Source organism: Halobacterium sp. NMX12-1 (assembly GCF_040435975.1).
In the GTDB taxonomy this organism is placed as follows: domain Archaea; phylum Halobacteriota; class Halobacteria; order Halobacteriales; family Halobacteriaceae; genus Halobacterium; species Halobacterium hubeiense.
Genome location: NZ_CP159203.1, coordinates 72,580 through 98,133, shown reverse-complemented (window position 1 = coordinate 98,133; position 25,554 = coordinate 72,580). Strand labels below are relative to the sequence as shown.

Annotated in this window: 19 protein-coding genes; 11 read left to right on the top strand and 8 right to left on the bottom strand. The window is 65.7% G+C overall.

Features of this window, described 5'->3' with window-relative positions:
• The first annotated feature begins 38 nt into the window (after positions 1-38).
• The 4 genes from ABSL23_RS00525 to ABSL23_RS00510 all read left to right on the top strand — a co-directional run bounded on the left by ABSL23_RS00525 (position 39) and on the right by ABSL23_RS00510 (position 4,628).
• The gene (locus ABSL23_RS00525) at positions 39-1,208 is read left to right on the top strand and encodes an ABC transporter substrate-binding protein (RefSeq protein ID WP_353633243.1); all 1,170 of its coding nucleotides are present in this window, start codon (positions 39-41) and stop codon (positions 1,206-1,208) included.
• Positions 1,205-2,116, top strand: coding sequence for an FAD-dependent oxidoreductase (locus tag ABSL23_RS00520; RefSeq protein WP_353633242.1), 912 nt, complete (start codon positions 1,205-1,207; stop codon positions 2,114-2,116). Before ABSL23_RS00525 ends, ABSL23_RS00520 begins: the two co-directional genes overlap by 4 nt.
• 89 nt (positions 2,117-2,205) lie before the next feature.
• Positions 2,206-3,405, top strand: coding sequence for an ABC transporter substrate-binding protein (locus ABSL23_RS00515; protein WP_353633241.1), 1,200 nt, complete (start codon positions 2,206-2,208; stop codon positions 3,403-3,405).
• 2 nt (positions 3,406-3,407) lie between these two features.
• Positions 3,408-4,628 carry an ABC transporter substrate-binding protein gene (locus ABSL23_RS00510; protein WP_353633240.1) on the top strand — a complete coding sequence of 407 codons (1,221 nt, stop codon included), beginning with the start codon at positions 3,408-3,410 and terminating at the stop codon, positions 4,626-4,628.
• Between the two features lie 16 nt (positions 4,629-4,644).
• On the opposite strand, the gene ABSL23_RS00505 is transcribed toward ABSL23_RS00510, so the two are convergent.
• The gene (locus tag ABSL23_RS00505) at positions 4,645-13,080 is read right to left on the bottom strand and encodes a PKD domain-containing protein (protein WP_353633239.1); all 8,436 of its coding nucleotides are present in this window, start codon (positions 13,078-13,080) and stop codon (positions 4,645-4,647) included.
• A 400-nt stretch (positions 13,081-13,480) separates the two neighbouring features.
• Here ABSL23_RS00505 and ABSL23_RS00500 point away from each other — a divergent pair, with 400 nt between their 5' ends.
• From ABSL23_RS00500 to ABSL23_RS00485, 4 genes are all read left to right on the top strand, one after another.
• Positions 13,481-13,921, top strand: a complete 441-nt coding sequence (locus ABSL23_RS00500) for a TRAM domain-containing protein (RefSeq protein WP_353633238.1) — start codon at positions 13,481-13,483, stop codon at positions 13,919-13,921.
• A 261-nt stretch (positions 13,922-14,182) separates the two neighbouring features.
• Complete coding sequence (locus ABSL23_RS00495; protein ID WP_353633237.1) at positions 14,183-15,058, top strand: ParA family protein; 876 nt, start codon at positions 14,183-14,185, stop codon at positions 15,056-15,058.
• Positions 15,055-15,465 carry a hypothetical protein gene (locus tag ABSL23_RS00490; protein ID WP_353633236.1) on the top strand — a complete coding sequence of 137 codons (411 nt, stop codon included), beginning with the start codon at positions 15,055-15,057 and terminating at the stop codon, positions 15,463-15,465. The genes ABSL23_RS00495 and ABSL23_RS00490 overlap by 4 nt, the downstream gene beginning before the upstream one ends.
• A 422-nt stretch (positions 15,466-15,887) precedes the next feature.
• Positions 15,888-16,289, top strand: a complete 402-nt coding sequence (locus ABSL23_RS00485; RefSeq protein ID WP_353633235.1) for a hypothetical protein — start codon at positions 15,888-15,890, stop codon at positions 16,287-16,289.
• Between the two features lie 205 nt (positions 16,290-16,494).
• Here ABSL23_RS00485 and ABSL23_RS00480 read toward each other — a convergent pair whose 3' ends face one another.
• The gene (locus ABSL23_RS00480; RefSeq protein ID WP_353633234.1) at positions 16,495-16,821 is read right to left on the bottom strand and encodes a cupin domain-containing protein; all 327 of its coding nucleotides are present in this window, start codon (positions 16,819-16,821) and stop codon (positions 16,495-16,497) included.
• A gap of 363 nt (positions 16,822-17,184) precedes the next feature.
• On the opposite strand from ABSL23_RS00480, the gene ABSL23_RS00475 reads away from it, so the two are divergent.
• Positions 17,185-17,472: a hypothetical protein gene (locus tag ABSL23_RS00475; protein WP_353633233.1), complete on the top strand. Its 288-nt coding sequence runs from the start codon at positions 17,185-17,187 to the stop codon at positions 17,470-17,472.
• Positions 17,473-17,675: 203 nt separating this feature from the next.
• Here the strand turns inward: ABSL23_RS00475 and nirK are convergent, their stop codons facing one another.
• The 3 genes from nirK to ABSL23_RS00460 all read right to left on the bottom strand — a co-directional run bounded on the left by nirK (position 17,676) and on the right by ABSL23_RS00460 (position 20,068).
• Complete coding sequence (gene nirK / locus ABSL23_RS00470; protein WP_353633232.1) at positions 17,676-19,082, bottom strand: copper-containing nitrite reductase; 1,407 nt, start codon at positions 19,080-19,082, stop codon at positions 17,676-17,678.
• Positions 19,083-19,176: 94 nt separating this feature from the next.
• Positions 19,177-19,491 (bottom strand): CGCGG family rSAM-modified RiPP protein, encoded by a 315-nt coding sequence (locus ABSL23_RS00465; RefSeq protein ID WP_353633231.1) that lies wholly within the window; start codon positions 19,489-19,491, stop codon positions 19,177-19,179.
• A 139-nt stretch (positions 19,492-19,630) separates the two neighbouring features.
• The gene (locus tag ABSL23_RS00460; RefSeq protein WP_353633230.1) at positions 19,631-20,068 is read right to left on the bottom strand and encodes a hypothetical protein; all 438 of its coding nucleotides are present in this window, start codon (positions 20,066-20,068) and stop codon (positions 19,631-19,633) included.
• 516 nt (positions 20,069-20,584) lie between these two features.
• Between ABSL23_RS00460 and ABSL23_RS00455 the strand changes: the two genes are divergently transcribed.
• Entirely contained in the window at positions 20,585-20,866 is a 282-nt protein-coding gene (locus ABSL23_RS00455) for a DUF2249 domain-containing protein (RefSeq protein WP_353633373.1), read from the top strand.
• 431 nt (positions 20,867-21,297) lie between these two features.
• Here the strand turns inward: ABSL23_RS00455 and ABSL23_RS00450 are convergent, their stop codons facing one another.
• The 3 genes from ABSL23_RS00450 to ABSL23_RS00440 all read right to left on the bottom strand — a co-directional run bounded on the left by ABSL23_RS00450 (position 21,298) and on the right by ABSL23_RS00440 (position 24,025).
• On the bottom strand, positions 21,298-22,185 hold the full coding sequence (locus ABSL23_RS00450; protein WP_353633229.1) for a succinate dehydrogenase/fumarate reductase iron-sulfur subunit: 888 nt from the start codon (positions 22,183-22,185) through the stop codon (positions 21,298-21,300).
• An 83-nt stretch (positions 22,186-22,268) separates the two neighbouring features.
• Positions 22,269-23,699 (bottom strand): Fe-S cluster assembly protein SufB, encoded by a 1,431-nt coding sequence (gene sufB / locus ABSL23_RS00445; protein ID WP_353633228.1) that lies wholly within the window; start codon positions 23,697-23,699, stop codon positions 22,269-22,271.
• Positions 23,700-23,701: 2 nt separating this feature from the next.
• Entirely contained in the window at positions 23,702-24,025 is a 324-nt protein-coding gene (locus tag ABSL23_RS00440; RefSeq protein WP_353633227.1) for a hypothetical protein, read from the bottom strand.
• A gap of 167 nt (positions 24,026-24,192) precedes the next feature.
• On the opposite strand from ABSL23_RS00440, the gene ABSL23_RS00435 reads away from it, so the two are divergent.
• Positions 24,193-25,554, top strand: coding sequence for an NAD-dependent succinate-semialdehyde dehydrogenase (locus tag ABSL23_RS00435; RefSeq protein ID WP_353633226.1), 1,362 nt, complete (start codon positions 24,193-24,195; stop codon positions 25,552-25,554).

The following is a 25,554-nucleotide window of genomic DNA, read 5'->3' as shown; positions in this document are numbered from 1 at the left end:
TCGAAACGCCTATACGTGATTAGGTGGGCCTAAACTCTATGAAGCAGGATTCGCCCACGCGGCGCGACGTGGTGAAGTACGGCGGGGCAGTGCTCACCGGCGGGCTGCTCGCCGGCTGTACCGGCAGCAGCGACGACGACCCGGCCACCAGCACCGCCACCGAAGCGAACACCGCGACGGAGACCGCGACCGAGACGACCACGGACGGCTCCTACAGCGTCACGATGGAGCCCGTCGGCACCGTCGAGTTCGAGTCGGTGCCGGAGACGTGGGTCCCCTACACTGCCGACTACGCCGACATGGGCGTCGCCCTCGGCCGCGGCGACGACATGGCCGCAATCGGTGTCAAGGCCCGGTACGGCACCCACCTCTACGACGACCTCCCCGGCGTCTCCGTCGACAAGGACGACCTCACGGAGCTCTGGCAGAACGGCACCGGGAAGGAAATCTACTACGAGCTCGACGCCGACGTCCACGTCACGGACCCGAACTTCATGGTCAACCGCCTCCAGTGGAGCGAGGGCGACGTCGAGGAGATCAGCGAGGGCGTCGCGCCGTTCTTCGGGAACACCATCTTCTCGCGGGCGTACGGCTGGCACGACGACTACCGGTACTACTCGCTGTACGAGGCCTTCGAGAAGCTCGCGGCGGTCTTCCAGGAGCGCGCCCGCTACGAGGCCTTCCGAGAGCTCCACGACGAGGTGCTCGCGGACGTCGAAGCACGGCTCCCGAGTGAGACGCCGTCCGTCGCCGTGCTCTACCCCGCGGAAGTCCCGCCGGAGTCGTTCTATCCGTACCTCATCGGGGGCGGCACCCAGTCCAAGCACTGGAACGACCTCGGCGTCGGCGACGCGCTCGCCGAACACGGCGTCACGGACGCCCAAGCCGGCGGCGGCACCATCGACTTCGAGACGCTGCTGGAGATCGACCCGGACGCGCTCGCAATCAGGCTGCAGGGCGAAATCTCCGAGTCGTACTTCGAGGAGAACATCCGCTCGCACCTGGAGAGCCACGACGCCGCCAGCCAGCTGTCGGCCGTCCAGAACGACCGCGTCGTCTACGGCGGGCTCACCTACCAAGGCCCCATCATCCACCTGTTCCAACTGGAGCGGGCGGCGCAGGGCCTGTACCCCGAGGCGTTCGGCGGCGAACAGCTGTTCGACCGCCAGCGCGTCGCGGACATCGTCAACGGGGAGTTCGACGCGTGAGCGCCGACGAATCCACCGGCGCGGCGTCCGCGCGCGAGTTCGACGTGGTCGTCGTCGGCGGCGGCCCCGCGGGCTGCTCGACCGGCGTGTTCACCGCCCGCGAGGACCTCGACACCGTCATCTTCGACCGCGGCCGCTCCTCGCTGGGGCAGTGCGCGCATCTGGAGAACTACCTCGGGTTCCCGGAGGGCATCGACATCGAGACGTTCTACGACCTCGCGCACGACCACGCGGAGACTGCGGGCTGTGAGGTCGTCGCGGACCTCGTCGAGTCGGTGACGCGGGCGGCGGACGGAGACGGCTTCGTCGTGGAGACGCAGGAGGACCGGACCGTGCGCGCGCCCCGGGTCGTCGGCGCGACTCGCTACGGGAGCGAGTACCTGAAGCCGCTGGACGACGGCGACGAGATGTTCGTGACTCACTCCCACGGTGACGGCGAGGAGCACGAGCACTTCGACCGGACGTACGCCGACCGCGACGGCCGCACGCCGATCGAGGGGCTGTACGTCGCCTCGCCCGTCGAGGAGGTGAGCGAGCAGGCGATTATGGCGGCGGGCCACGGCGCGCTCGTCGGCCGGCGCGTCGTCGGGGACGCGCGGCGCGAGGAGGGGTACTGGGACGGAATCGCCGAGCGCGTCGACTGGCTCCGCCGGGAGCGAGCGCGCGAGGACGAGTGGGGCGACCGGGAGCGCTGGCGCGAGTACTTCCAGAACCACCTGCCCGAGGACCACGGGCTCTCGGAGGAAGAGCTGGAGGAACTCCTGGAGCAGGAGGTCGACGACCGCCTCGACGCGTACGTCACCGACGACGAGATCGACCGGCGGAAGCAGCGGGCTCACGACGCGATTCTGGAGTCGCTGGACACGGACCGCATCCGGGCGTACCTCGACCGCGTCGACGGCGAGTGAGGAGCGTCGGGTCGGCGGCCGACAGTCGTGTCGGGCGTCGACCGGCGCGGATAGTAACAGTTATACGTTTTTAGGCTAGCCTAAAAATTATGGCACGAGACGACCACGGACGCGAGATGCCGGCGCGCAGAGACGTCGTCAGGGGCGGCAGCGCGCTCCTCGGCGGCGGGCTGCTCGCCGGCTGTCTCAGTGGCGGCGACGGAACGGCGACCGACCAGACGACCGCCGAGAACACCGCGACCGAGACGGGGGCCGACGACCAGTCCTACTCGGTGACGATGGACCCGGTCGGCACCGTCGAGTTCGAGGAGCCGCCGGAGACGTGGCTGGCGTTCCTGAGCACGTACGGCGACATGGGCATCGCGCTCGGGCAAATTGAGGGGCTGCGGGGCCTCTGGGACCCCGAAGACGTCCCGACGGCGTTCTACGACTACCTCCCCGGCGTCGACGTCTCGATGGACGACGTCGCCGCGGTCGCGGGCGAGAGCGGCTTCGACAAGGAGGTGTTCTACGAGCTGGACTGCGACGTCCACCTGGTCGACCCCAACTGGCTGGGCGTCCTCTCGGACGACTGGAACGGCGAGGACGCCGACGAGATCGGCGACGCGGTCGGGCCGTTCCTCGGGAACTACCTCCGGCGCCGCGGCGACGACTGGCACGACTACCCGTACTACTCGCTGTACGAGGCCTTCGAGAAAGTCGCCGAAGCGTTCCGGGAACGCGAGCGCTTCGAGGCGTTCCAGTCCATCCACGACGACGTGCTCGCGGAGGTCGAGTCGTCGCTCCCCGCGCCCGAGGAGCGACCGAGAGTCGGCCTGCTGTCCGTGAACTCGGACTTCGAGGGCGGGTCGTTCTACGCGTACCCCGTCCAGGACGGGAACAACCACAAGCAGTACCGCGACCTCGGGATGCGGGACGCCTTCGCGGAGCACATCCAGGGCAACTACGCGAACTGGGACTACGAGGCGCTGCTCGAAGTCGACCCCGACGCCATCGTCTTCCAGTACGGCTTCTCGCACGTCACGGAGTCGGAGTTCGACGACCTGATGGACGCGCTCCGGGACGACCCGGTCGGCGGCCGGCTCAGCGCGGTCCAGAACGACCGGCTGTACCGCGGCGGCGCGTCCTACCAGGGCCCGGTCGTCAACCTCTTCCAGACGGAGGCCGCGGCCAAGCAGTTCTACCCGGAGACGTTCGGGGAGTGGCGCGGCATGGAGACGTTCGCCGACGACGAGGAAGCGCTGTTCGACCGGCAGGCAGTTGCGGACATCATCAACGGAGACTTCTAACAATGGACGACGACACGACCGGACGCGACGCATCGACACGGCGAGCGTACCTCAAGGGCGGCGGCGCGCTCCTCGGCGGCGGGCTGCTCGCCGGCTGTCTCGGCGGGGGCGACGGCGGCGACCCGACCGCCACGAACACCGCGGCAGGGACCGCCACCGAGGACTCCGCGAACACGACCACCAGCGGGTCGTACACGGTGAGCATGGCGCCGATGGGCGACGTCGAGTTCGAGGGCGTCCCCGAGAGCATCTTCACGCGGCTCACCCACCTCGCGGGGATGGCGTTCGCGCTCGGGCGCGGCGACGACGTGAACGCGATGCACGCGCCGGACTACTACGACGCGCTCTGGAACCAGTTCACGCCCCGCCTCGACGGCGTCGAGCTCGACTGGACGGGCCTGTACTCGTCGTGGAACCCGAGCATGGAGACGCTCTACGAGCTGGACAGCGACGTCCACCTCGCGGACCCGGCGAGCGTGTTCGCGCTCTCGGGGTGGAACATGGACGACGTCGAGGAGGTCGAGGAGAGCATCGGGCCGTGGTTCGGGAACCAGTTCAGCGACACGCACGCCCGGCCGCCCTCGGAGTGGGCGGACAGCTACGAGTACTACGGCCTCTGGGAGATGTTCGAGCGCGTCGCGAAGGTGTTCCGAGCGGAGGACCGCTACGAGGCGCTGGCGGCGGTGCGTAGCGACCTGCTGGACACCGTCGAGTCGAACCTGCCGCCGGAGTCCGAGCGCCCGTCGGCGGTGATGGTCGGCGCGAGCGACCTGAAGAGCATCTACGCCTACCGGCTCGACGACCCGGGGTTCCTGACCGCGCACACGCGGCCGCTGGAGCCGAAGAGCGCGTTCGGCCCGGACGTCGAATCGTCGACGACGGTGGACATGGAGGCGCTGGCGGAGGCGGACCCCGACGTGATGTTCGCGCTCGGCGGGATGCACCCGTCGACGGACATCGAGGCGATTCGGTCGGGGTTCCGGGAGAGCGAGGTCGGGCAGAAGCTCCCCGCCGTGGAGAACGACCGCATCTACGCGCAGGGCGCCCGCTACCAGGGCCCGATTCTGAACCTCTTCCAGATCGAGATGACCGCCAAACAGCTCTACCCGGACGCGTTCGGCGAGTGGCCGACGTACACGAAGGGCCCCTACCCCGAGATTCCCGAGGACGAGCAGCTGTTCGACCGCCAGCGCGTCGCGGACGTCATCAACGGGAATCTCTGAGCGCGGCGGCGGGGCGTCAGGCGTCCGCGACGTCGACCGCGTAGATGCCACCTGCCGTCCCGACGTACAGCGTGCCGTCGCTGTAGTCACTGGAGTAGAGGACGTAGCCGGTGTCGGCGCGCCACGTAGTGGCGCCGGTCGCCGCGTCGAGGATGGTCGCGTTCCCGGAGCCGTCGACGACGACGCGCTCGTCGTCGACCCACTCGACGGTCGGGTAGTCGAGGTCGACGGACGTGTTCCAGTCGACCGTGCCGTTCTGCCGGTCGAGCGCCGCGACCTCGCTGCTGCTCGTGACGTAGACGGTGTCGCCGTGGACGCTGAATCTCAGATTGTCGCCCGTCGTCGTGGACCACAGTTGCTCGCCGTCGGCTGCTATCGCGGCGACCGACGCCGAGGCCCCGCCGTCGCTTTCCACGTACACCACGCCGTCGCGAACGCTGACGTCGCCCACCTCGTAGGATTCCGTGGCTGGCAGCGACTGCGTCCACGCCACGTCCCCGGTGTCGACGTCGCGCGCCGTGAGGTCGGCGTCCTCGACGAGCAGGACGCGTCCGTCGACGATGCCCTCCACCTCGGGGGCGTTCGGCCACGTGCGGTTCCAGCGCACCGCGCCCGTGGCGGCGTCCCGGGCGACAATCTGGGAGTCGCCCCGAGTCACGACCGCGTCGCCGGCGGCGACGACGCCGTAGACGGAATCGTCGATAGTAGTCTCATTCCACCGCGGAACGCCCGTCGTCGCGTTCAGCGCGGTGATAGTTCCGTCGGCGACCGCGTAGGCTGTGTTGCCTTCGACGGCCACCTCGGGGTAGTCGAGTGTGGATAGCGACCACTCGACGTCACCGGTGTCGACGTCCACGCGAGCGACGCCCTCCCCGACGGCGTACAGCGCGTCGCCGCGGAGGACCGACTGGTAGGGAGTGAACGAGAGCGTCGTCTCCCACGCGAGCGAGCGGTTCGACCGGGAGAGCCCGCGAATCGTCCCGGCCTCGCCGCCGCTGTCCTGTTCGCCCGCGCCGACGAGGATGGTGTCGTCGGTCAGGGAGACGGCGCCGCCGAAGTCCGTCCGCTGCCAGTCGAGCGTGACGTTCGGGTCAACGTCGTCGACGGTGACGGTCACGCGCTCGGTCCCGGCCGGAATGCTGGGCGCGTCCACGCGGACGGCGATTTCATAGGTTCCGGGCTCGTCGACGACGCGGTCCCGGGACGAGCGGCCGTCGCGCTCGAAGTCGCCGTCGCCGTCGAGGTCCCACTCGTAGGTGAGGTCCTCGCGTTCGAGGTCGTAGTCGTAGTCCGGGTACGCGCTGGCCGAGAGGACGCGCCCGCCGAGGGACTGCTCGACGTACAGGTCCGGCTGGTACGGGGATTCGACGGTGAACGAGCGCGTCGTCGACTCGGTGATGCCGTCGGCGCCGGTCACGCGCAGGGTCACGTCGTAGACGCCCGCGTCCTCGGGCGTCCACGTCGCGTTCTCGCCCGCGAACGTCTCGTTGCCGACCGTCCACGAGTAGCTCTGCACGGGGTCGTCGAAGCCGACAGTGTCGGCGCGGAGCGTCACGGGCTCGCCGGGCGCGACTGGCAAGGGCGCGACGATTTCGGCGTCGCGGACGCCGTGAACGTCGAGCGTGTGCGTCACCGTGGTCGTCGCGCCGTCGTCGTCGGTGACCCGTAGCGTCACGTTCCGGGTGCCGTCCTCGTCGGGCTCCCACGTCGCGTTCGCGCCGGTGACCGCGGTGTCGTCGAACAGCCACGTGTAGTTCCGGACGTCGCCGTCGGGGTCGGCGGCGTCGGCGCGGAGCTGCACCGGCTCACCGACGGTCGCGTTGCGCGGCGCGTCGATTGCCGCCTCGGGCGGCGCGTTCACCGCGAGCGTGCGATTCTTGGTGGTCGTCGCGCCGTCGTCGTCGGTCACCGTCGCGGAGACGTTCCACACGCCGCTCTCGTCGAGGCGGACCTCGACACCGCCCCGGACGCCGTTCTCGGGGGACAGCGTCCGCGTCTCGTTCGACGGCGACGTGAACGCGAACGTCGCGTTCACCACGCGCCCGTCGTCGTCAATGGCGTCCGTCGAATACTCGACGGAGGTGTTGCGTTCGACCGGGAGGCTGTCCGGCCAGACGCGAGTGAGCCACAGCTCCGGCTCGCGGTTGCGGACGGTGAGGTTGCGCGTGACGGCTGCGGTCGCGTTGTCGCTGTCGGTGACTGTCAGGGTGACCTCGTAGACGCCGTCGTCACCGAAGGAGGCGTTCGCCAGTTCGCCGCCGTAGAGCGTCGACGACCCCTCGACGGCCCACGCGTAGTCGACGACCGCGCCGTCCGAATCGGCGCTCGCGGTGCCGTTCAGCGTCACCGGCTCGCCGGTGAGCACGGAGTCGGGCAGCGAAACCGCGGGCTCGGGCGGCGCGTTCACGTCCACGGTCACGGTCGTCTCACTGGTCGCGTTGTCGTCGTCAGTCACGCGGACCGAGACGTTCTGGCGCCCGGGCTGGTCGAACGACGCGACGACGGTTTCGCCCGAGCGGTCGTACTCGCCGTCGCCGTCGACGTCCCACCGGGACGCGGTGACGTTCCCGTCAGGGTCGAGGCTATCCGCGGCGTCGAACGCGACCGGCTCATCGACCAGCGGCTCCGTCTCGTTAGCGCCAGCGGCGGCCTCGGGCGGCCGGTTCAGCACGGTGACGTTCGCGGTCGTGGTGTCGGTGGCGCCGTCGTCGTCCGTCACAGTCAGCGAGACCTCGTAGACGCCGTCGTCAGCGAACGAGACCGAACCGTTCACGCCCGTCCGCTCGGCGGCGCCGTCGCTGTCGACGTCCCACTCGTAGCGCTCGATTGTGCCGTCCCTGTCGGCGCTGGCGGCGCCGCTGGTGGGCGCCAACTCACCCGTGTAGACCGGGGAGCCGGCGTCGATGGCGGCCGACGGCAGTGCGTTCACGTCCACGGTCACGGTCGTTTCGTTGGTCGCGCCGTCGTCGTCGGTGACGCGAACCCGGACGGTCTGCTCGCCGGGTTCGTCGAACGACGCCGTCGCCGTAGCGCCGTCGCGCTCGAAGCCGCCGTCACCGTCGAGGTCCCACTCGTAGGTCGTCACGGTGCCGTCGGGGTCAAGGCTGTCGATGGCGTCGAACGTAACGGGAGCGCCGACCGTCGGGTCGCTCTCGTTCGCGCCGGCAGCGGCCTCGGGCGGGCGATTCAGCACCGTCACGTTCGTCGCCGTCGCGCGCTCGGTGCCGTTGTCGTCGACGACTGCGAGCGTCACGGGGTACTCGCCGTCGTCGGGGAAGGATACGGTCGTTGTGGCGCCGGAGTCTTCGACGCTCCCGTCGGCGTCGAGGTCCCACTCGTAGGTAGTCACGGTGCCGTCGGGGTCGGTGCTGTCGGTCCCATCGAGGGAAATAGACTCGCCGGTGTAGGCCGGACCAGAGGCGTTCACGGCGGGCTCGGGCGGCGCGTTCACGTAGAAGGTGACCGTCGTCTCGTTGTCGGCGTCGTCGTCGTCGACGGCCGTCACCGTTGCCGTCCGCGTGCCGTACGTGTCGTAGACGGTGGCGGTGGTGGACCCGTTGGCCTCCGTCTCGTCGTCGGCGTCGAGGTCCCAGCGGAAGGCGTCGACGGTGCCGTCGCGGTCGAAGCTCCCGGCGGCGTCGAAGGCGACCGGCTCACCCGCGACAGGGGTAGTGGTCTCGACGACCCCGAGCGGGACCGGCGGGCGGTTCAGCACGGTCACGTTCGCGGTGGCCGTGTCGGTCGCGCCCGCGTCGTCGGTCACGGTCAGGGAGACCGAGTACGTGCCGTCGTCCGCGAACGAGACCGTGCCGTTCGGCCCCGCCGCGGACGCTCCCTCGATGCTCCACGCGTAGTCGACGACCTCGCCGTCGGGGTCTGCGCTGTCGGTCCCGTCGACCGTCACTGCGTCCCCGGTGTAGACGGAGGACGTCACGTCCAGCGAGGCGGTCGGCGGCGCGTTCACGTCCACGGTCACCATCGTCTCGTTGGTCGCGCCGTCGTCGTCGGTCACGCGCACAGTGACCGTCTTCGTTCCGGGGTCGCCGAACGAAGCCGTGACGGTGGCGCCCTCGCGCTCGAAGTCACCGTCGTCGTCGAGGTCCCACTCGTAGCGCTCGACTGTCCCGTCGCTGTCGGCGCTGTCGGTGGCGTCGAATGCGACCGGTGCGTCGACCAGCGGCGCCGTCTCGTTGGCGCCAGCAGCGGCTTCCGGCGGCCGGTTCAGCACTGTCACGTTCGTCGTCGTGGCGTTCGTCGCGCCGTCGTCGTCGGTCACCGTGAGCGCGACCGCGTAGGTTCCGTCGTCGGGGAACGAGACGGTGGCCGTCTCCCCGGTCTGTTCGGCGTTCCCGTCGCGGTCGACGTCCCAGCGGTACGCGGTGACGTTCCCGTCCGGGTCGACGGTTCCGGCGGCGTCGAGGGTGGCGTCCGCGCCGGTGCGGACGGTCTCGCAACCGGATACGGCGGCCGACGGCGGCGCGTTCACGCGGACGACCGCCGAGCGCGTCACGCTCGCGCCGAAGATGTCGGTCACGCGGAGCGTCGCGTTCACCGCGCCCGAGCGGTCGTAGACCACGGTCGTCGTCGGGCCGTCGGTGTCGCGCTCGTAGGCGCCGTCCCCGTCGATGTCCCACTCGTAGCTGTCGACGTTGTCGCGGTCGAGTTCGTCGCCGTCGGCGTCGAGAGTCACTTCCGCCCCGACGGTCGCGTTCGCCGGCGACGCGGATAGCGGCGGTACCTCGGGTTCGGCGCCGATAGCGCGGAGGCTGGAGAGGACGACCGTGCCGTTCCCGGTCGCCTCGACGCGGAGCTTGTCGGCCTCTGTGAAGTTCGCGGGGAGGTCCGCGGCGACCGTCTGGTTGCGCTCCTCGGTCAGCGCGATCTCGTCGACTTTCACCTGTGAGCCGTCCCGGGCGACCATGTAGACGTCGAGCAAGAGCTCGCCGTCGATCTGGTCGACGAGCGCGTTGTACAGGAGGTAGCCCTCCGCGGCGCGCTCGCCGAACTCGGAGGCGTTCGGGACGTCGTAGTCCACGCCGCCGCCCCCGGACAGCTCCTCGGAGGCGTCCGAAATGGGCGTCGAGCGGTCGGCGGGGAGGCTGTCGAAGGCGACCGGTGCCGTCCACGGGCCGACGTTGCCCGCGGCGTCAACGCCGCGAGCGCGGAGTTCGAAGCGCCCCGCAGTCCCCAGGTGGACGTCCGTGGGGTCGGTCGAACCGAGCGACCGCCAGTCGGTCCACTCGGTCTCGCCGGCGGGCCGGTACTGGAGGTCGACGGACGCGAGCGGCTCGTCGCCGCTCGGGTTCACCACGGCGCCCGTCACGTCGTCGGTCACGTCCACGCTGACGGCCGGCGCGTCGGTGTCGCGGAGGAGGGTGACCGAGCGAGAGGCGGTATTATTGGCACCGTCCCGGACCTCGACGTCGACGGTCGTGCCGGCCGTCGAGACCTCCGGCGTCACCTCGAACCAGTCCCCGCCGTCGCGCCACGCGGACCACGAGCCGCCGTCGACCCGGACTCGGTACGCCAGTTCGCCGTCGGGCGTTCCCGCGTCGGTGGCCGACCACGACACGGTCGCCGTCTCCGCGGAGACGACGCGGCGCTCGACGCGTTCGCCGTCGACGAGCGTCGGCGCGCGCTCGGGCGCGTTCTCCAACTCGACGTCGGGCGGCGTCGTGTCCACGGGGTCGCTCGGGTCGTAGGTGAGCGTCTCGCGCGCCCAGTCGCCGGTCTCGCCCGCGAGGCTCGTCGCGCGAGCGCGAACCTCGACAGCGCCGACGGGCGGCGGCGTCACCGACTCGAAGCCGGCGGTGTCCTCGACCGTCCGCAGGTGTTGCCACGGCGCGCTCTCGTTGACCCGGTACTGGGCCACGACTCGCTCGACCCGACGGTCGGGGAGGACGCGGACGGCGACCTCGCCGTCCTCGGGGTCGTCGGCGTCGGGCGCCGCGAGCGCGGTCTGGGGCGGCCCCGTCGTCACGACCACGTCGGCGTTCCGCGTGGTCGTCCGGTCGGCGCCGTCGCGGACCTGCAGTTGGACGCGCGTGAGGCCCTCGCCGTAGGTCAGGTTCGGCGTGACGCGGCCGTCAGCGGGCGCCGACTGCCACGCCGTCCAGTCGGTGAAGCCGCTGCCGTCGTCGGCCCGGAGCCGGTAGTCGATTGCGTCGGTCTCGGTCTTGTCGTCCCACAGCGACCACGCGAGGTCGCTGTCGGCGTCGTCCGTCGCGAACACCACGTCGCCGTCGGCCAGCGTCACGGGCTCGGGGCTGGCGACGAGGTCGGCGTGGGGCCGCTGGATGTCGGGGCCGGCGCGCTCGGCGACGCTGAGCCGGACCGGCGTCGACCCGGCGTTCGCGACCACGCGGATGGGACCGGACGTATCCCCGGGCTCGACGACGACGTATGAGGTCGCTTCGGGGTCCTCCACGACCGCTTCGACCTCCGTGGAGCCGCGGGGTTCGAGCTGCCGGCTATCGACCGCACGCGGGTCGTCCGGGCGCTCGGAGACGAGCGTGGCGTCGAGCGCGGACGCGTTCGCGCCGGTGACCGAGACGCTCACGGGGACGTCTTCGGCTGCGGCCTCATTGGCGTCCAGTCGGAGGACGACGTAGTCGTCGGGGTGGTCCATCGTGTCGTAGACCTCCGCGGAGCCGAACGCGACCCAGCCGTGGGTCGGCATCGACGTCCCGCGGGAGAGCGAGCGGTTGGCCGCGTCGTAGCGCTCCAGCGTCGTCTCCCGGTAGTCCTCCTTGAGGAGGAGCCGGAGGGACTCGACCTTCGAGCGAATCTGCTTGTACGCCCGCGGGTCCTCGCCGCCGGCGGTGTTGTCGACGACGTCGTCGTGGACGTCTTCGAGGTACGTCGGGAGCAGCTGGTACGTCTCTTCGAGGAGCGCCGCCCGTTCTTCGAGGAGGTCGTCGCGTTCGGGCTGCCGGGTGGCGTTCTTGTATTTCGCGGAGTTCGTTTCGAGGGCTTCGAGGTTCGCTCGGAGGTCGTGGTAGGACTGCTCGCCGGGGTCGACGTGGACCGCGACGGCCTGCTTCTGTATCGCCGGCCCGAGGGACGTCGCGAACTCCGCGGACGAGAGCGTCAGGTCGACGAGCGTCAGCAGCGTGCCGATGCCGCTGAGCCCGATGGTGGTCTTGAGGGCGCCGTCGACGTAGGAGACGAGCTTGGAGATGGCCGCGTCCTCGGCGGCCTGTTTGACGTCGAGGCGGAGCTTCTCGCGGATGACCGCGGCCGCGTCGTCGGCGTCCCGGGTGGCGTTCTGCTCCCAGAACGAGGCGTTCAGCGACTGCGTCCGGTAGGTCTCGTAGGCCGTCACTGGGTACGTGGTGTTGGGGTCGGTGACGAGGCTCGCGTCCACGGCCGCCAGCGTTCCGTCCGTCCGCACGAGCTGGCCGCGGACCGCCTCGACGACGGCGAACAGCGACAGCGAGTCGGTGCGGGCCTCGTAGACGTCCGCCTCGCTGGTGTTGCCCACGTGCGAAATGGTCGTGGACGCCGTCTCCCACGTGCCGTCGGCCTCGTCGTAGCGCACGAGGTCGACAGAGCCGGCGTCGGCGGCGTCGTCAGGCAGCGTGAACCGGAACGACGCGTTTTCGATGGCGCTGTCGGGCGTCTGCGGGTGGGAGACGTTCAAGTACGTGAGCGCGGACGTGTTCGCGGGCAGCGACGCGTCCACGGGTGCGCTCCCGTTCGCCTCCGCGTCGACCACCGAGACGGTGGTGTTCAGCGACGTCGACGCGGCGTAGTTGATGGTCGTCGACTGGACGGCGATGTCGTCCTGCTGGGCTTCGGCGGCGTCCGCGAGGTCGAGGGCGAGGGACTGGCCGCTGATTATGGAGCCGGTAGCCCGGATGTCGCCATCGGACGTGTTCGTCTGGACCGTCCGGCCACCGCCGTCGGCGGGGTCGTCCGCCCCGCTGCCGGCGCCCGCGCTCGCGTTCGCGGTGACCGTGACCGAGTCGACGGCTTCGAGGGCGCTGCCGTTCGCGGTGTCGAGTTCGACGGAGACGTTGACCTGTTCGCCGACGCCGACCGGGACGCCGCCGGCCTCGCCGCCGTCGAGCCGGCGTTCGGTTCCGCCCGCGGTGGCGTAGAAGGCGATACCCTCGGCCGGGGCGTCGACGGTCAGCGACACCTGCTGCGTCCCCTGATTGGTGACCGTGAACACGTCAGCGGAGTACGTCGTCGCGTCGGGGTTGAGGCCGTCCGCGGGCGTGCCGCTGCCGTCGAAGCGGAGTTCCAGCGTCCCGCCTGCTTGGGCGGCGTAGACGCCGTTCGCGCCGCTGGACGGCTCCAGCGCGAGGAACGCGGCGTCGTCGTCCGCGACCGCGACCGAGACGGACCGCTCGGCCGCGGTGCTCGTGAACGCGCCCATCAGCGGGATGCTCGCGGTGACGACCGCGGCCGCGAGCAGGAGCGCGGCGATTCGGCGTCGGCGACTCACCGGCGACCACTCCGGGTGAAGGTTCGACCGCTCATGTCGATGGCCCTGTCACCACGGGTGGGTAGTATTGCGGCCGCTGAATGGTGGCAGACCCATCCTGAGCGGGTTTCAATGCGCCCCTGAGTCGGGTTTAGGGCCGCTAAAACGGCGGGGAACGTATTCGGCATCTCACGAGGGGGAGAAACGACACGAACAACCAGACCGCCGATCGGCGAGCGGGAACGCTACTCGAAGTACCAACTGCTGGTGGCGTGCTCAAACGAATTCGTGTTCGGCCCACGAGTGATTTCGTCGAGCAGGTTACGGACGACTCCGCTCAAAAATCGTCTGGGGGAAAGTGAATCAGACTGATTCGTAGCAAGTCCCAGTGTCTTTAGTGCTGGGTGGTGAACTGTGGGTGATGACTGAGATTCCTGATTCACTGCGGGCGCTCTACGAGACGACGCTGGAGGAACGCGACGACCGGTACGTGGTTTCGGTGCCGAAGGAAGTAGTGACGGACAGTTCTCTGGAAGCCGGTGACGTCTATCGGGTTGCACTTCTGCGTTCGCAGGCGGGCGCGGAGTCGGGCGAAGCGGCGGCGTCGACGAGCGAGCAGTCGACGGAGAAATCGTCGACCGGGCGGGGGCAAACGCAGGCGCCGCCCGTCGAGGAGGGCGAAGTGCGGACGGTGACCATCGACACGCTCGGCGATCAGGGCGACGGCATCGCGAAAGTCGAACGCGGGTTCATCGTCATCGTTCCGGGCACCCAGCCGGGCGACCGCGCCGAAGTCGAGATTACGGACGTCAAGGAGTCGGTCGCGTTCGCGGAGCCGGTCAGCGAGCCGGAAGTCCGGTAGACTGTTCCTCCGGTCCATCGTTTTGGTTCGCGACGAAAGGACGATGTTGACACCCATTGCTGGCATCTAATGGTGAGATTCATTACTGGCATCCAGTAACGACATCCACCACTTGCATTCAGTAGTAGTGTTCATTGGCTATGTTCATTAGTTTTGTTCAGGACATATATCCATTGATTATGTTCACTGTTGGGTACGGTTTCGTTCAACAATGAATGAACACACAGAACTTTCAAGGTGAGTGGTGTCCATGAACTGAGTATGTTAGCGTACTCGACGTACAGCGAGGCTGGCGGGGTCGGGAAGACGACGACGGCCGCGAACCTCGCGGTCGCACACGCGCGAGCGGGCCTGAAACCGCTCGTCGTCCCGCTCGACCCGCAGGACGGCGACCTCTCCCGGCTGTTCGGCGTCGACGCGGACCGCACGGAGTCCGTGGACAACATCGTCCGCCACATGATTCGGCGCCCGAGCGGCGACTTCGACGACCTCGTGCGGACCGTCGAAGGCGTCGACATCATCCCGGAGCACAACATGCTCTCGGACCTCGCCGAATACCTCCAGCGCGAGAAAGACCAAGCCGAAGCGATGGGAGAAGCCTTCGGGATGCACGCGCAGCTGCTGCGCGTCCTGCAAGAAGCCGGCGTCCCCGACGAGTACGACGTCCTCATCTGTGACCCGCCCGCGACCGAAGGCCCGCACCTCTACAACGCGATTCACGCCACGCGCTCGCTGGTCATCCCCGTCGAACCGAGCGCGAAAGGCCGGGCCGCCGTCGAAGGCCTCGAATCGCTGGTCGCCGGCCTCGAAGACCAACTCGACGTCGAGGTAGGCGTCCTCGCCGCAGTGCCGGTCGGGTTCAAGAACACGCGCGACCAGCGCACGATTCTCGACGAGATCGACTACCCGATTCCCGAAGTCATCGGCGAGCGGGCGTCGCTGATGGAGGGCTGTTGGATGCAGCAGTGCTCGGCGTACGAGTACGTCCGGAACCACCGGGACCGGCGACGCGACTACGAAATCGAGACGCTCGCTCAGTTCGACCGGATTGCGCGCCACCTAGAGGAACAGGTCGGACTCGAAGCGCCGAACCCGCCCGAGCCCGGCGACCTCGACCACGAGGTGCTCTCCGCATGACGGGCATGAAAGAGGGAGCGGGCGAGGACCCCTTCGCGTCGAACGACGAGAGCGCGGGCGTCGAGGACGCAGCGACAGAGTCGTCCACGAGCGAGTCGGCGACCACGGAAGCAGAGAGTGCGGCCGCCGAAACCGGGGAGTCGTCTCGCCAGCAGCGCTCGATGCAGATTCCGTACAAGTTCCGCCGAGACGGGGTTCAGGACGGCCGCGAGCGCGTCCCGCTGTTCCTGCAGAGCGACACCAAAAGCGGTGAGCGCGACGCCCAGCGCGAGCTCGAAGACCGCTTCGACGACGACGTCTCACTGACCGACCTCCGGGAAGCCCTGATGAAGACCGGGCTAGACCACCTCGACGAGGTCGAAGAACACCTCGAAGAGTGGGGCTACGGGATGACCTTCGACGAGTAGCGCAGTCGCAGGATCTGCTTTCTGTCGGAGGGTTCGTTAAAGCCGATTGTGATATACGTAATCGGTCAGCGTTGTCGTCACAGCTTCGGCGTTTGGATTTCTACAAACCACCAATTAGGAAACATGCCTCTATAGAGAGTTTATTGGTCAAATACCATCTGCGGTGAAACGTCCGCTCAGTAGGGATGCGTATTTAGCACCCGATACGGCCCATCACCGCGAACTGTCCCCGTCTACCATCTGTCGGCTTCTACGATAATGACGGGGGCCGCGATGACCAGCCCCGTGCCGAAAGCAGCCGCTCACGGGCAAATTCCGCCGCGGCCCCTCGTCGCTGTAGGGGAGGCGTCTCGTGGGTAGGTTCGCGCCGATTCGAGTCAGGAACCCGGAAAATTGATGTGTGGGTGCGGAATACGACGGCTATGTCGAAGCCCTCCATTCCAGCCCTGGCAGCGGTCGTTCTCGTCGTCCTTTCGGGGTGTAGTGCGATAATGGGGCCGGCGTCCGAGGAGATAGGACAACACCGGTTCGTCGTCGAGAATGGGCACCCCGAAGCGCAGAACGTCACCGCGACAATCGCCGTTCGCGGGGAGGGTCCAGTCGTCAACGAAACCCGGCGACTCGCACCCGACGAGCAGTGGGTTGTCGCGACGCTGAACACGTCCGCGCTGACGGACGGCTACACGATGCGCGCTTCGACCGCGAGGGCGTCCGCGAGCCACGAAACGCCGAACGGGGGCCCGGGCGCGACAGTAATCTTCATCGGCGAGGGGCGCATTTCGACGTGCGAGGGCAACGCAACCTGCTACAACGAAACTGCGTGACGGCATCGAGCCTGTGACGAACTCTGTTCGTTCGCCGTCAGGCGCGCCACGACCCGTTGATAGCTCGGAATCCCGTTTCCTCGGGATTCGATGAGTCGCTGAGTACAGCACCTGTACTTACAGGATTTCGAGGGGAAGCCCATGGCTTCAGCCGTGGGAGGAAGTCCACAAAGTACTCCACCCAGCAAGACGGGTTCGCTTTGAGCTACCTACGACTTTGGTTGTCGGTGTCGGCTGCTGGCGCGAGGACGAGTACAGCCGTGCTATCCTCGATTGCTTCGGGTGCAATCTGTTGGTCGCCTTCGAAGCGGGCGATGTCACCGGCGGCCAACTGATGGGTGTCGTCGCCTAATGTTAGTTCAAGTTCGCCTTCGACGAGGTAGCAAACGATTTGGCGGCCTGGGTGTGCGTGTGGTGGGACTGCTTCTCCGGCTTCGAGAGTGAGTCTGATTGTTTTTGGTTCTGAGTTCGGGAATGGGTTTGCGTGCGGTTTGCCGTCTAGTTCGTCGAGTGTGCGAATTTGTGCTGTCATTTGATTGGGGAATTGGATTCGTGTTTTTTTGAATGTGTCTGCACCGGGTCGTGTGCGGCGTCAGTTGGTGGTGGGGTGGTACCTGGAACTGGTTTCCGTCGAGTGTCGCTACCGGCATTCACGCCCTGATCGATATCTTGAGCGGTTGCGCTCGCCGATCAGGCCAGCACACTAATGTGCTGAAGCCGGGAATACTAGTGGCGTCTAGTACGTTCTGGCGATTAGAGTTGGTGCCATATCGCATAGTATGGTGTTTCGCGCAAATGCTTGGGGGCCAGTCCGTTCTGAAGTTGTGGGATTCACCCCACTTCTATTTCACCGGTCGAATACTAATTTAGAATACATACTGGAGTACCAAAGATTATGACAGTCACAAACGCAGAGATCGAGGTCACGTTTAACCCACAGAAATGGGTGGATGCACCGGACCACTTAGACGATGGATCGGAGAAGCAACTAATTCCCGCAGAAGACAAGGACCCAGTAACGTTCGTCGTTGCCTGGGAAGACGGCACTGACGAAGAGGGAACGGTCTTCCCGGACAAATCGTACGAAGCAAACCAGTTGCAATCCCACCCAACGGCGCCAGCATGGGTTCAAAACTGGGAGGGACCATACTACGTCCGCACAAAATTGGCTGACGAAGAGTAGCGGTTACCCATCAGGCCCGGCCAAGTACTTCTGCGAGTAGCGGGACGATCCCGTTGCGACCGGTGACAGCGTTCCGAGTGTCTTCTTGACGCGATGACTAGCAGACACCTCTGGAAGATGAATATGCGCCTGCATGGACGCCACGTCTTCCTGGACTGCCAAAACCAGGGCAGCACGGATGGGCTGCTGACTCAGGCTGTCGTTTAGGATGTGACGACGACGATGCCTTTCATGCCGAGGGTCTCGTGGGGTGTGCAGACGTACTTGTATTGGCCTTCGGTGTCGAAGGTGTGTTCGAAGGTGTATCCGGATTCTTGGGTGAGGTCGCTTTCGAAGGCGTCGCCAGCGTGGGAGACGTTGTGGTAGCCGCCTTCGCCGGTCCACTCCCAGACGACGGTTGTTCCCGTTGAGACTTCGATAGCGGGTGGGTCAAACGCGAACTGGCCGCCGTTCCCGCCGGCGCCGACAGCCACCACCGGGCGGTCCACTTCGGTCTTGTCGACAACACCCGTGTAGTCGTCAACGTCGTCGAACCAGCCGTTGAAGTCGTTGGTGTCCTTGCCGTAGCCGGCGTCGTTACCCTCACCACCGCCGTCGTAGATCTCCGGTTTCTCTTCGCCGTTGACCTGAAGCATATTGAGCGCGCCCTTCTTCACTGCCCGTGTGGCAGCGTGGTCAACGAGCATGATCGGGCCGGGGACCGGAGTGTCGATTTCGACTGCTGATACGCTTCCCGGTGGGACGGACGTGGTTTCGACGAACCGGGCGGGATCGGAGACGAGGTCGCCGTCGCGGTAGAGCCGCGACCAGACGTTCCCGATGGCGTGCCAGGAGCTGGTGAAGTTTGGGCCGCCGTTCGCGAGGAAGATGCGGATGCGTTCGTCGGTGTTGACTTCGATGGGGCCGTATTTGTCCTCGGTGAACGCGTATGGCTCGCCGTTGTAGACGACGTACGTCGGCTCTTCGTTGGCCATCGCGTCAAAGTCGAAGGTGAGGTCGCCGCTCTGGTCTTGCTCGCCGGTGTAAATCTCGTGCTGGCCGAAGTACAACTCCCGGTCAACCTCAGGAAGGCCGTTTTTCGGCTCGACGAGAATCGCCCCGAACATCCCGGAGGCGATGTGATGATCGAATCCGGAGACAGCACAGTGATAGATGTGGACACCAGGGTACATCGCGGTGAACTCGATTTCGGCGGTTTCACCGGGCGTGATGGTTGTGTCTTCGGCTCCGCCACCGGGGCCGTAGGCGGCGTGAAAGTCGATGTTGTGGGGGAGGTTGCTGTCCTCGGGGTTGGTGAGTTCCATGTGAATGCGGTCGCCTTCCCGCACTCGTATCATCGGCCCGGGAATCTGCCCGTCGAAGGTCATGTAGTCGAACGTCTTCCCGGGCGCGATTTCAGCGGTTAACTCCTCGGTCTCCATCGAGATCTCGTGGCGGCGCGGCTCGTTCCAATCCACGGGATCAGGGACGTCGGTTGGGTCTGCTGCAACTCGGTCGACGTCAGCGTTCGGTGTTTTCGACTGCTTTCGCTTGCCTACTGGGGCCGTACAACCAGCTAACGCGCCGAGGCTAGCAGCGCCGGTGCCTTTCAGGACATCCCGGCGATTCATGTCTGGTGCCATAGTTTAAACTGAACTATACATCTTAAATAGATGGGGGCCACGGTGCTGGTTCAGCCGCCAAGAGACGTCCGGGGGTTTAGTGCTATTCGACGTGGACACGCAGGACGTGGCCGCCACACCCGCACTGTTCGATGTACTCCCAGTGCGTGTCGGTAGCACCGAAGTGTTCGTCGAGTGGGTCGTAGAGATACGACTCAGGGTGGCCGTGTGCGGCATGTGTGACAAGATTCACGTGGTTGCCAGCGGTCGTCTGTTCGACGGCGTCGATTGCATGCTCGACGAGGAGGGCTCGGTCGTCTTCGTACTGTGGTTTTTCCAGGTTTGCGGACCAGGAATTGTCGTGCGTTCGGTCGGTGACAGGCGTCGTATCGCCGTGGTCGTGGGAATGACTCGACATAATCTACTATTGGATGGTGAACAGCATAAGAGACGTGGTAATTACCACTAAGCGAGATTCTCATCGACTGCGCGTGCCGTGCACCTTTTGTTCGCCGGAGAATCTGGTGAAATAGCCTCTCGGTAGGATTGCGACTGTATTACGCAGGCGAACGCCAGTACGCTATCACGATGCCGAGGAGAAATCCGACGCTCCCAAGGACGAGTCCACTAAGTGACCCGACGAGTGCGCCGTGCAAAATCCGTTGCGAGAGCGAAAGGTGGCCACCGACGATGTGGAATCCATTCCACCCCCAGACGAACCCCGGGACGGCTCCCAGTAGACAGCAGACCACCCAGCCTTCGTTGCGGTAGGCGTGGAGGACAGGAAGGACGACAGTTCCGATACCGGCGACAACGAGGAACAGAGTGCCGAGTGGTTCGAATGGCGTGTTGACCGTCCGTCCGAGTACGTCCTGGAATGCTGAAGCGAGCCACCATCCCACCGTAACGACGACCGCGAGGCCCGTCCAGCGCGTACTCCGGCGGCGACTCCGCCCGACGAACAATTGTGTGGCGCGTGCGGAGAGTGGGGACATACGCCGTCATTCGCCGCAGTTGGCATATGTCTTCTCACGAGACGGTACTCATCCCGTTCGATGGCTGATACGCACGCGCTCTGAGTTTGCAGAATAACTGACGAATGCGAGGATCGTGCGAGACGATGATGCTACTTGAGCAACTGTGGGAATCTTTTCGGCGGAGTGACCTTAATCCATCAGAGTCTTATCTGCACTGAGGATCGATACAGTCAATCTCCGCGGGGTACCGTTGGACAGTTGACGAAACCGACTGTTTGAGACGATCAACGAAGCTACTTCCGATGCTTCGATCGAAATTATCAGTGATCAGGACGTTGATCCGGTTCTGGTCCGCTATCAACTCGAACGCGACCGAGCTATCGGCTGGGAGTCCGTCCACACGGACGAGACACTTCGGAAGCTACAGGTAACTGTCGATGGCCGCCTTGGCGATGATGCCTACCCCTCAATTGACATCCGTGACCTGAAGCCACAGCGTCGGTACGAAGATCTCTTGGATATTTTCGATACTTTCTGGCTGGTGAGGGATTCGTACTGGTAAACGACCACGACCCGAAGCTATTGTACCACGAACTCCAGTCGATGGACGGCGACATGGTCGATTGGGAGTACTTGAACCGTCGTGGAAAGGGTGGCGCGTTGAGATGGTCCGGATCAGCGAATCGGAGGGCAAAGCGGACGACGACATTATGGCACACTACGACGTTCGCGAGAACCCCCGCCGGAACGCCATCCAACCATTCATCACCGGTACGTCGAGGGTGGGACGGATGCTTCTCGACGTGCACGGGGTAGTTGACTGTCTATACACACCGGAGTCACTGATCATACCCGGGGCCGATTTTCTACATTTGCTTTGAGCGATTCAAACCGTTTGATCGGCCTACTCACCTAATATTATCGGAGTTGAACTTTTTCGCGTGAGGATGTTATCCACCATCGATGGCCGTGGCTACCTGTCCAAACTGCGGGTACCCGTTGGCGAGGGCTAAATGCCGGGATGTTGTCGACGGGGAGGCAGTACACCGTTTTGAATGTTCGGAATGCGGACACGAGTGGTCATCATCGATTTTGTGATTGTCGAGAGTGTCCCGTTTACAGTGTCGCTACCAGTGACTGGGTCGGTGGGTTGCCACGCCGACCTCGGTCACACTTGTATGAGTGTCGTCTAACCACCACGCCGAGAGTCGGCCTACCTACCAGCGAATTCGACGAATAGAAAGCCTCTAATTCCAGAAATTTACGCTCTCCTTAATTGCTTCGCGTTTCACCTCTTGGATGTGTTCGGTGACTGGAATGTCTTTCGGGCAAACCTCCGTACAGGAGAACTGGGTCTGACACCTCCACACCCCATGTTCTTGCGATAGAATCTTCAGGCGACGCTGCTGGGCCTGTTCCCCCTCGCGTTCGTCCATAAGGAACCGATATCCATTCACGATGGGTGCAGGGCCGAGGTAGTGCTCGTCACCCTGCACGATGTTGCACGAGGACATGCACGCGCCACACCAGATGCAACGCGTGGACTTCTTGATCTTCTTGCGGTTCTGTCGACTCTGGCGCTGCTCTTCGAGCTCCCTGTCCGGAAGGTCGTCGGGCTGGAAGTACGGTTCGACGGCGTGCATCTGGTCGTAGAAGTGGTCCATCTCCACGACGAGGTCCTTCACGACGGGCTGATGTGGAAGGGGTTCGACGCGGACCGGCAAGTCGAGGTCCGCGATCTGCGTCTGGCAGCCGAGGCGCTGGCGGCCGTTGATGAATAACGCGTCCGACCCACACACTGCTTGCCGGCAGGAGTGCCGGAAGGTGAGACTGGAGTCGTACTCGTCACGCGCGTAGATTAATGCGTCCAGCACCGTCAGACCACGCTCGTACGGGACACGGAACTCGTCGAATCGCGGCTCCTGCTTGTCCTCGATTTCGGGGTCGTAGCGGAAGACCTTCAGCGGAACGTAGCGGTCTGGTGGCTCTGACTGTGCCTGCTGTGTCGAGTCGGCGTGAGAGCCCGGTGGCTGTGCCTCGGTGTTCGTCCCGTCGGAACTGTCACGACCGCGTGTTCCGTCCGCCCGTTCCGCCACCGCGTCGCCGCCACGGAGTTCGCGTCCGTCGGCGGTCATCACGTCTACTTCTGGTCTCGGAGGCAGATAACGTTTGAGCCGGAATTGTTCGCCACAGCCTATTCCCCTCCTGATGCTCGGGGTTAGCCGAGACTGCCGTCTATCTCGAGTTCGATGAGGCGGTTGAGTTCGACCGCGTACTCGATGGGCAGTTCCTCGGTGAGCGGTTCGATGAACCCGGCGACGATCATCTGCTTGGCGTCCTCGGCGTCGAGGCCGCGGTTCTGGAGGTAGAAGATGTCCTCGTCGCTGAGCTTGCCGACCGTGGCCTCGTGGGCGACATCCACGGTTTCCTCCTGGATTTCCATGTACGGCATCGTGTCCGACGTGGATTCGGCGTCGAACATGAGCGCGTCGCACTCCACGCTCGTCGAGGAGTTCTCGGCGCCGTCGGCGATGTGGACGAGGCCGCGGTAGTTCGTGCGGCCGCCGTCTTTCGCGATGGACTTCGACTCGATGGTCGAGTGGGTGTCGGGGGCGGCGTGAAAGACTTTCGCGCCGGTGTCGATGTCTTGGCCCTCGCCCGCGAACGCGATGGTGATGTGGTTGTCCGTCGCGCCGCGCCCTTTCAAAACTGACGCTGGATATAGCATCGTGGCCTTCGAGCCCATGCTACCGGAGACCCACTCCATGGTGCCGTTCTCCTCGACGATGGCGCGCTTCGTGTTCAAGTTGTAGGTGTTCTTCGACCAGTTCTGCACGGTCGAATACTGCACGTGCGCGTCCTCGCCGACGAACACCTCGACACAGCCGCTGTGGAGGTTGTGACTCCCGTAATGGGGCGCCGAGCACCCCTCGATGAGATGGACTTCACTGCCGGGCTCGGCGACGATGATCTTGTGTTCGAACTGGCCTATGCCCTCGGAGTTCATCCGGAAGTACGCCTGCAGGGGCATCTCGAGGGTGACGTCCTCGGGGACGTAGACGAACGAGTCGCCGGACCACACCGCGCCGTGGAGCGCCGCGAACTTGTTGTCGCTGGCCGGCACGCACTTCGTCATAAAGTGCTCCTTGACCAGTTCAGGGTACTCCTGGACGGCCTCGTCCATGTTGCAGAAGACGACGCCTTTCTCCGCGAGGCGGTCCTGGACGTTCTGGTAGACGACCTCGGACTCGTACTGGGCGCCCGCGCCGGACAGCGCCTCGCGTTCGGCGTCGGGAATTCCCAGCCGGTCGAACGTGTCCCGGATGTCTTCGGGCAAGTCCGCCCAGTCGTCGACGCTGTCCTCGACGTCGACATCCGGCCGCAGGTAGGGGACGATTTCGTCGATGTCGACGCCGGAGAGGTCCGGCTGGCCCGGCCAGTCCGTCGGCATCGGCATCTGATCGTACAGTTCGAGCGCGCGGAGCCGCCGCTCGAGCATCCAGTCGGGTTCGTCTTTGTCCTCGGAGATGAGCCGGACTGTCTCCTCGGTCAGCCCGGTGTCGGACTTGTACGCGGCGCGCTCGCTTTTCCTGAAGTCGGTGTCCAGTCCCCCGTCGCTCGCATCGAAGCCGGTCCGGTCCTGTGTCATCCTCACTGTGGGTGGGTCTCGATGAATTCCTCCGCGAGCCCGACTGCGGCATCCAGATCCTCGACCAGCCCGAGCTGGCCGTGAGCGGGATCCGAGACGTGCACCAGGTACCCCCAGCCGCCAAAACTGTTGGGCTCCTGGACTTCATTGACAATGACGCGCTGGTCGGTCGGCTCGTGCTCGAACACCACGGTCGTGTACTCCCGGTCCATCAATGGGTCGCGTTCGGAGCGGTCGACGGTTTGCTCCCAATCGGCGGGAAGTGCCACAGTCCCAGGCATACCTGGTGGTTCGGGATACCGGTCGATGAACTGCGTGGCAGACATCTTCGCGACAACTATGAAGGGTGGATGTTCCCCACGCTATCGCTGTAATCGAGTTCGGAACCGGGGACTGGACCGTGGTTGGAGACGCCGGGGCCACAATCCGCCTTCAGGGAGCCCCGAAGGGATCCGAACGAAGATTGAAGCGCCTTCTCGCCGTCCGTTTGGGCATGGAAGTGATCAACCCGGCGACGGGTGACAGGGTAGCGGAGTACGAGCCCGACACTTGGACGGATGTCGATGCCGCGCTCGAACGAGCGCGCGACGCGTTCGACAAGTGGGCCGACCGACCGATTCGGGAGCGCGAGGAACTGCTGGCGGCCGCGGCAGACGTGCTCCGGGAGAACGAGCGCGAGTACGCGGAGCTGATGACTCGGGAGATGGGCAAACCCATCAGCCAAGCCGTAAGCGAGGTCGAGAAGTGCGCGTGGGTCTGTGACCACTACGCCGAGCACGCCAGCGCCTATCTCGAAGCCGACCACCATCCGAGCCCGCCGGGTTCTGCAGTCAAGACCGTCCACGAGCCGCTCGGACCGGTGCTGGCGGTAATGCCCTGGAACTTCCCGTTCTGGCAGGTGTTCCGGTTCGCAGCACCCTACCTGACCGCGGGCAACGTCGGCCTGCTGAAACACGCTTCGAACGTGCCCGGCTGTGCGGAGGCCATCGAGGATGTCTTCCGCGAAGCTGGCTACCCCGAGGACGTGTTCCAGTCGCTGTTCGCCTCCTCGGAGCTCGTCGACGATGTCATCGAGGACGACCGCGTACGGGCCGCAACGCTGACTGGGAGCGGTCCCGCAGGCCGAGCCGTAGCCGGAACAGCGGGCGAGAACCTAAAAAAGACCGTCCTGGAGCTGGGCGGCAGCGACCCGTTCGTGGTACTTGACGACGCCGACGTGGCGTCGGCAGCAGAGACTGGCGCGTGGGCCCGGAACCTCAACGGCGGCCAGTCCTGCATTGCCGCCAAGCGCTTCGTCGTCCACACGGACGTCTACGGCGAGTTCCGCGACCAGTTCGTCGACGAAGTCGAATCACTCACCGTCGGCGACCCGACGGACGAACGGACCGATGTCGGCCCGCAGGCGAGACGGGACCTCCTCGAGAATCTCCACGAACAGGTCGAAGCGAGCGTCGACGCTGGCGCCACGGTCGTGGCCGGTGGTGAACCGCTCGACCGCGAGGGCGCCTTCTATCCGCCGACAGTCCTGGAAGACGTGCCCAGGGACTGTCCCGCAGCCGAGGAGGAGCTGTTCGGTCCCGTCGCCGCCCTCTTTGAGGTCGACGACGAAGACGAGGCCGTCCGCCTCGCCAACGACACCCGGTTCGGCCTTGGCGCCAGCATCTGGACCGAGGACCGCGAGCGTGGCGAGCACGTCGCCCGGCGCATCGACGCCGGCTGCACGTACGTCAACCAGCTGGTGAAGTCGGATCCGCGGGTTCCCTTCGGCGGCGTCAAGGAGTCGGGCTACGGCCGCGAACTCTCCGAGGCCGGCATCCGGGAGTTCGTTAACCGCAAGACCGTCTGGGTGGAGTGA

Coding starts and splice junctions, on each gene's coding strand:
- ABSL23_RS00525 (WP_353633243.1), top strand. CDS start 39: ATGAAGCAGGATTCGCCCACGCGGCGCGACGTGGTGAAGTACGGCGGG.
- ABSL23_RS00515 (WP_353633241.1), top strand. CDS start 2,206: ATGGCACGAGACGACCACGGACGCGAGATGCCGGCGCGCAGAGACGTC.
- ABSL23_RS00510 (WP_353633240.1), top strand. CDS start 3,408: ATGGACGACGACACGACCGGACGCGACGCATCGACACGGCGAGCGTAC.
- ABSL23_RS00500 (WP_353633238.1), top strand. CDS start 13,481: ATGACTGAGATTCCTGATTCACTGCGGGCGCTCTACGAGACGACGCTG.
- ABSL23_RS00495 (WP_353633237.1), top strand. CDS start 14,183: ATGTTAGCGTACTCGACGTACAGCGAGGCTGGCGGGGTCGGGAAGACG.
- ABSL23_RS00490 (WP_353633236.1), top strand. CDS start 15,055: ATGACGGGCATGAAAGAGGGAGCGGGCGAGGACCCCTTCGCGTCGAAC.
- ABSL23_RS00485 (WP_353633235.1), top strand. CDS start 15,888: ATGTCGAAGCCCTCCATTCCAGCCCTGGCAGCGGTCGTTCTCGTCGTC.
- ABSL23_RS00480 (WP_353633234.1), bottom strand. CDS start 16,821: ATGACAGCACAAATTCGCACACTCGACGAACTAGACGGCAAACCGCAC.
- ABSL23_RS00475 (WP_353633233.1), top strand. CDS start 17,185: ATGACAGTCACAAACGCAGAGATCGAGGTCACGTTTAACCCACAGAAA.
- nirK (WP_353633232.1), bottom strand. CDS start 19,082: ATGAATCGCCGGGATGTCCTGAAAGGCACCGGCGCTGCTAGCCTCGGC.
- ABSL23_RS00465 (WP_353633231.1), bottom strand. CDS start 19,491: ATGTCGAGTCATTCCCACGACCACGGCGATACGACGCCTGTCACCGAC.
- ABSL23_RS00460 (WP_353633230.1), bottom strand. CDS start 20,068: ATGTCCCCACTCTCCGCACGCGCCACACAATTGTTCGTCGGGCGGAGT.
- ABSL23_RS00450 (WP_353633229.1), bottom strand. CDS start 22,185: ATGACCGCCGACGGACGCGAACTCCGTGGCGGCGACGCGGTGGCGGAA.
- sufB (WP_353633228.1), bottom strand. CDS start 23,699: ATGACACAGGACCGGACCGGCTTCGATGCGAGCGACGGGGGACTGGAC.
- ABSL23_RS00440 (WP_353633227.1), bottom strand. CDS start 24,025: ATGTCTGCCACGCAGTTCATCGACCGGTATCCCGAACCACCAGGTATG.
- ABSL23_RS00435 (WP_353633226.1), top strand. CDS start 24,193: ATGGAAGTGATCAACCCGGCGACGGGTGACAGGGTAGCGGAGTACGAG.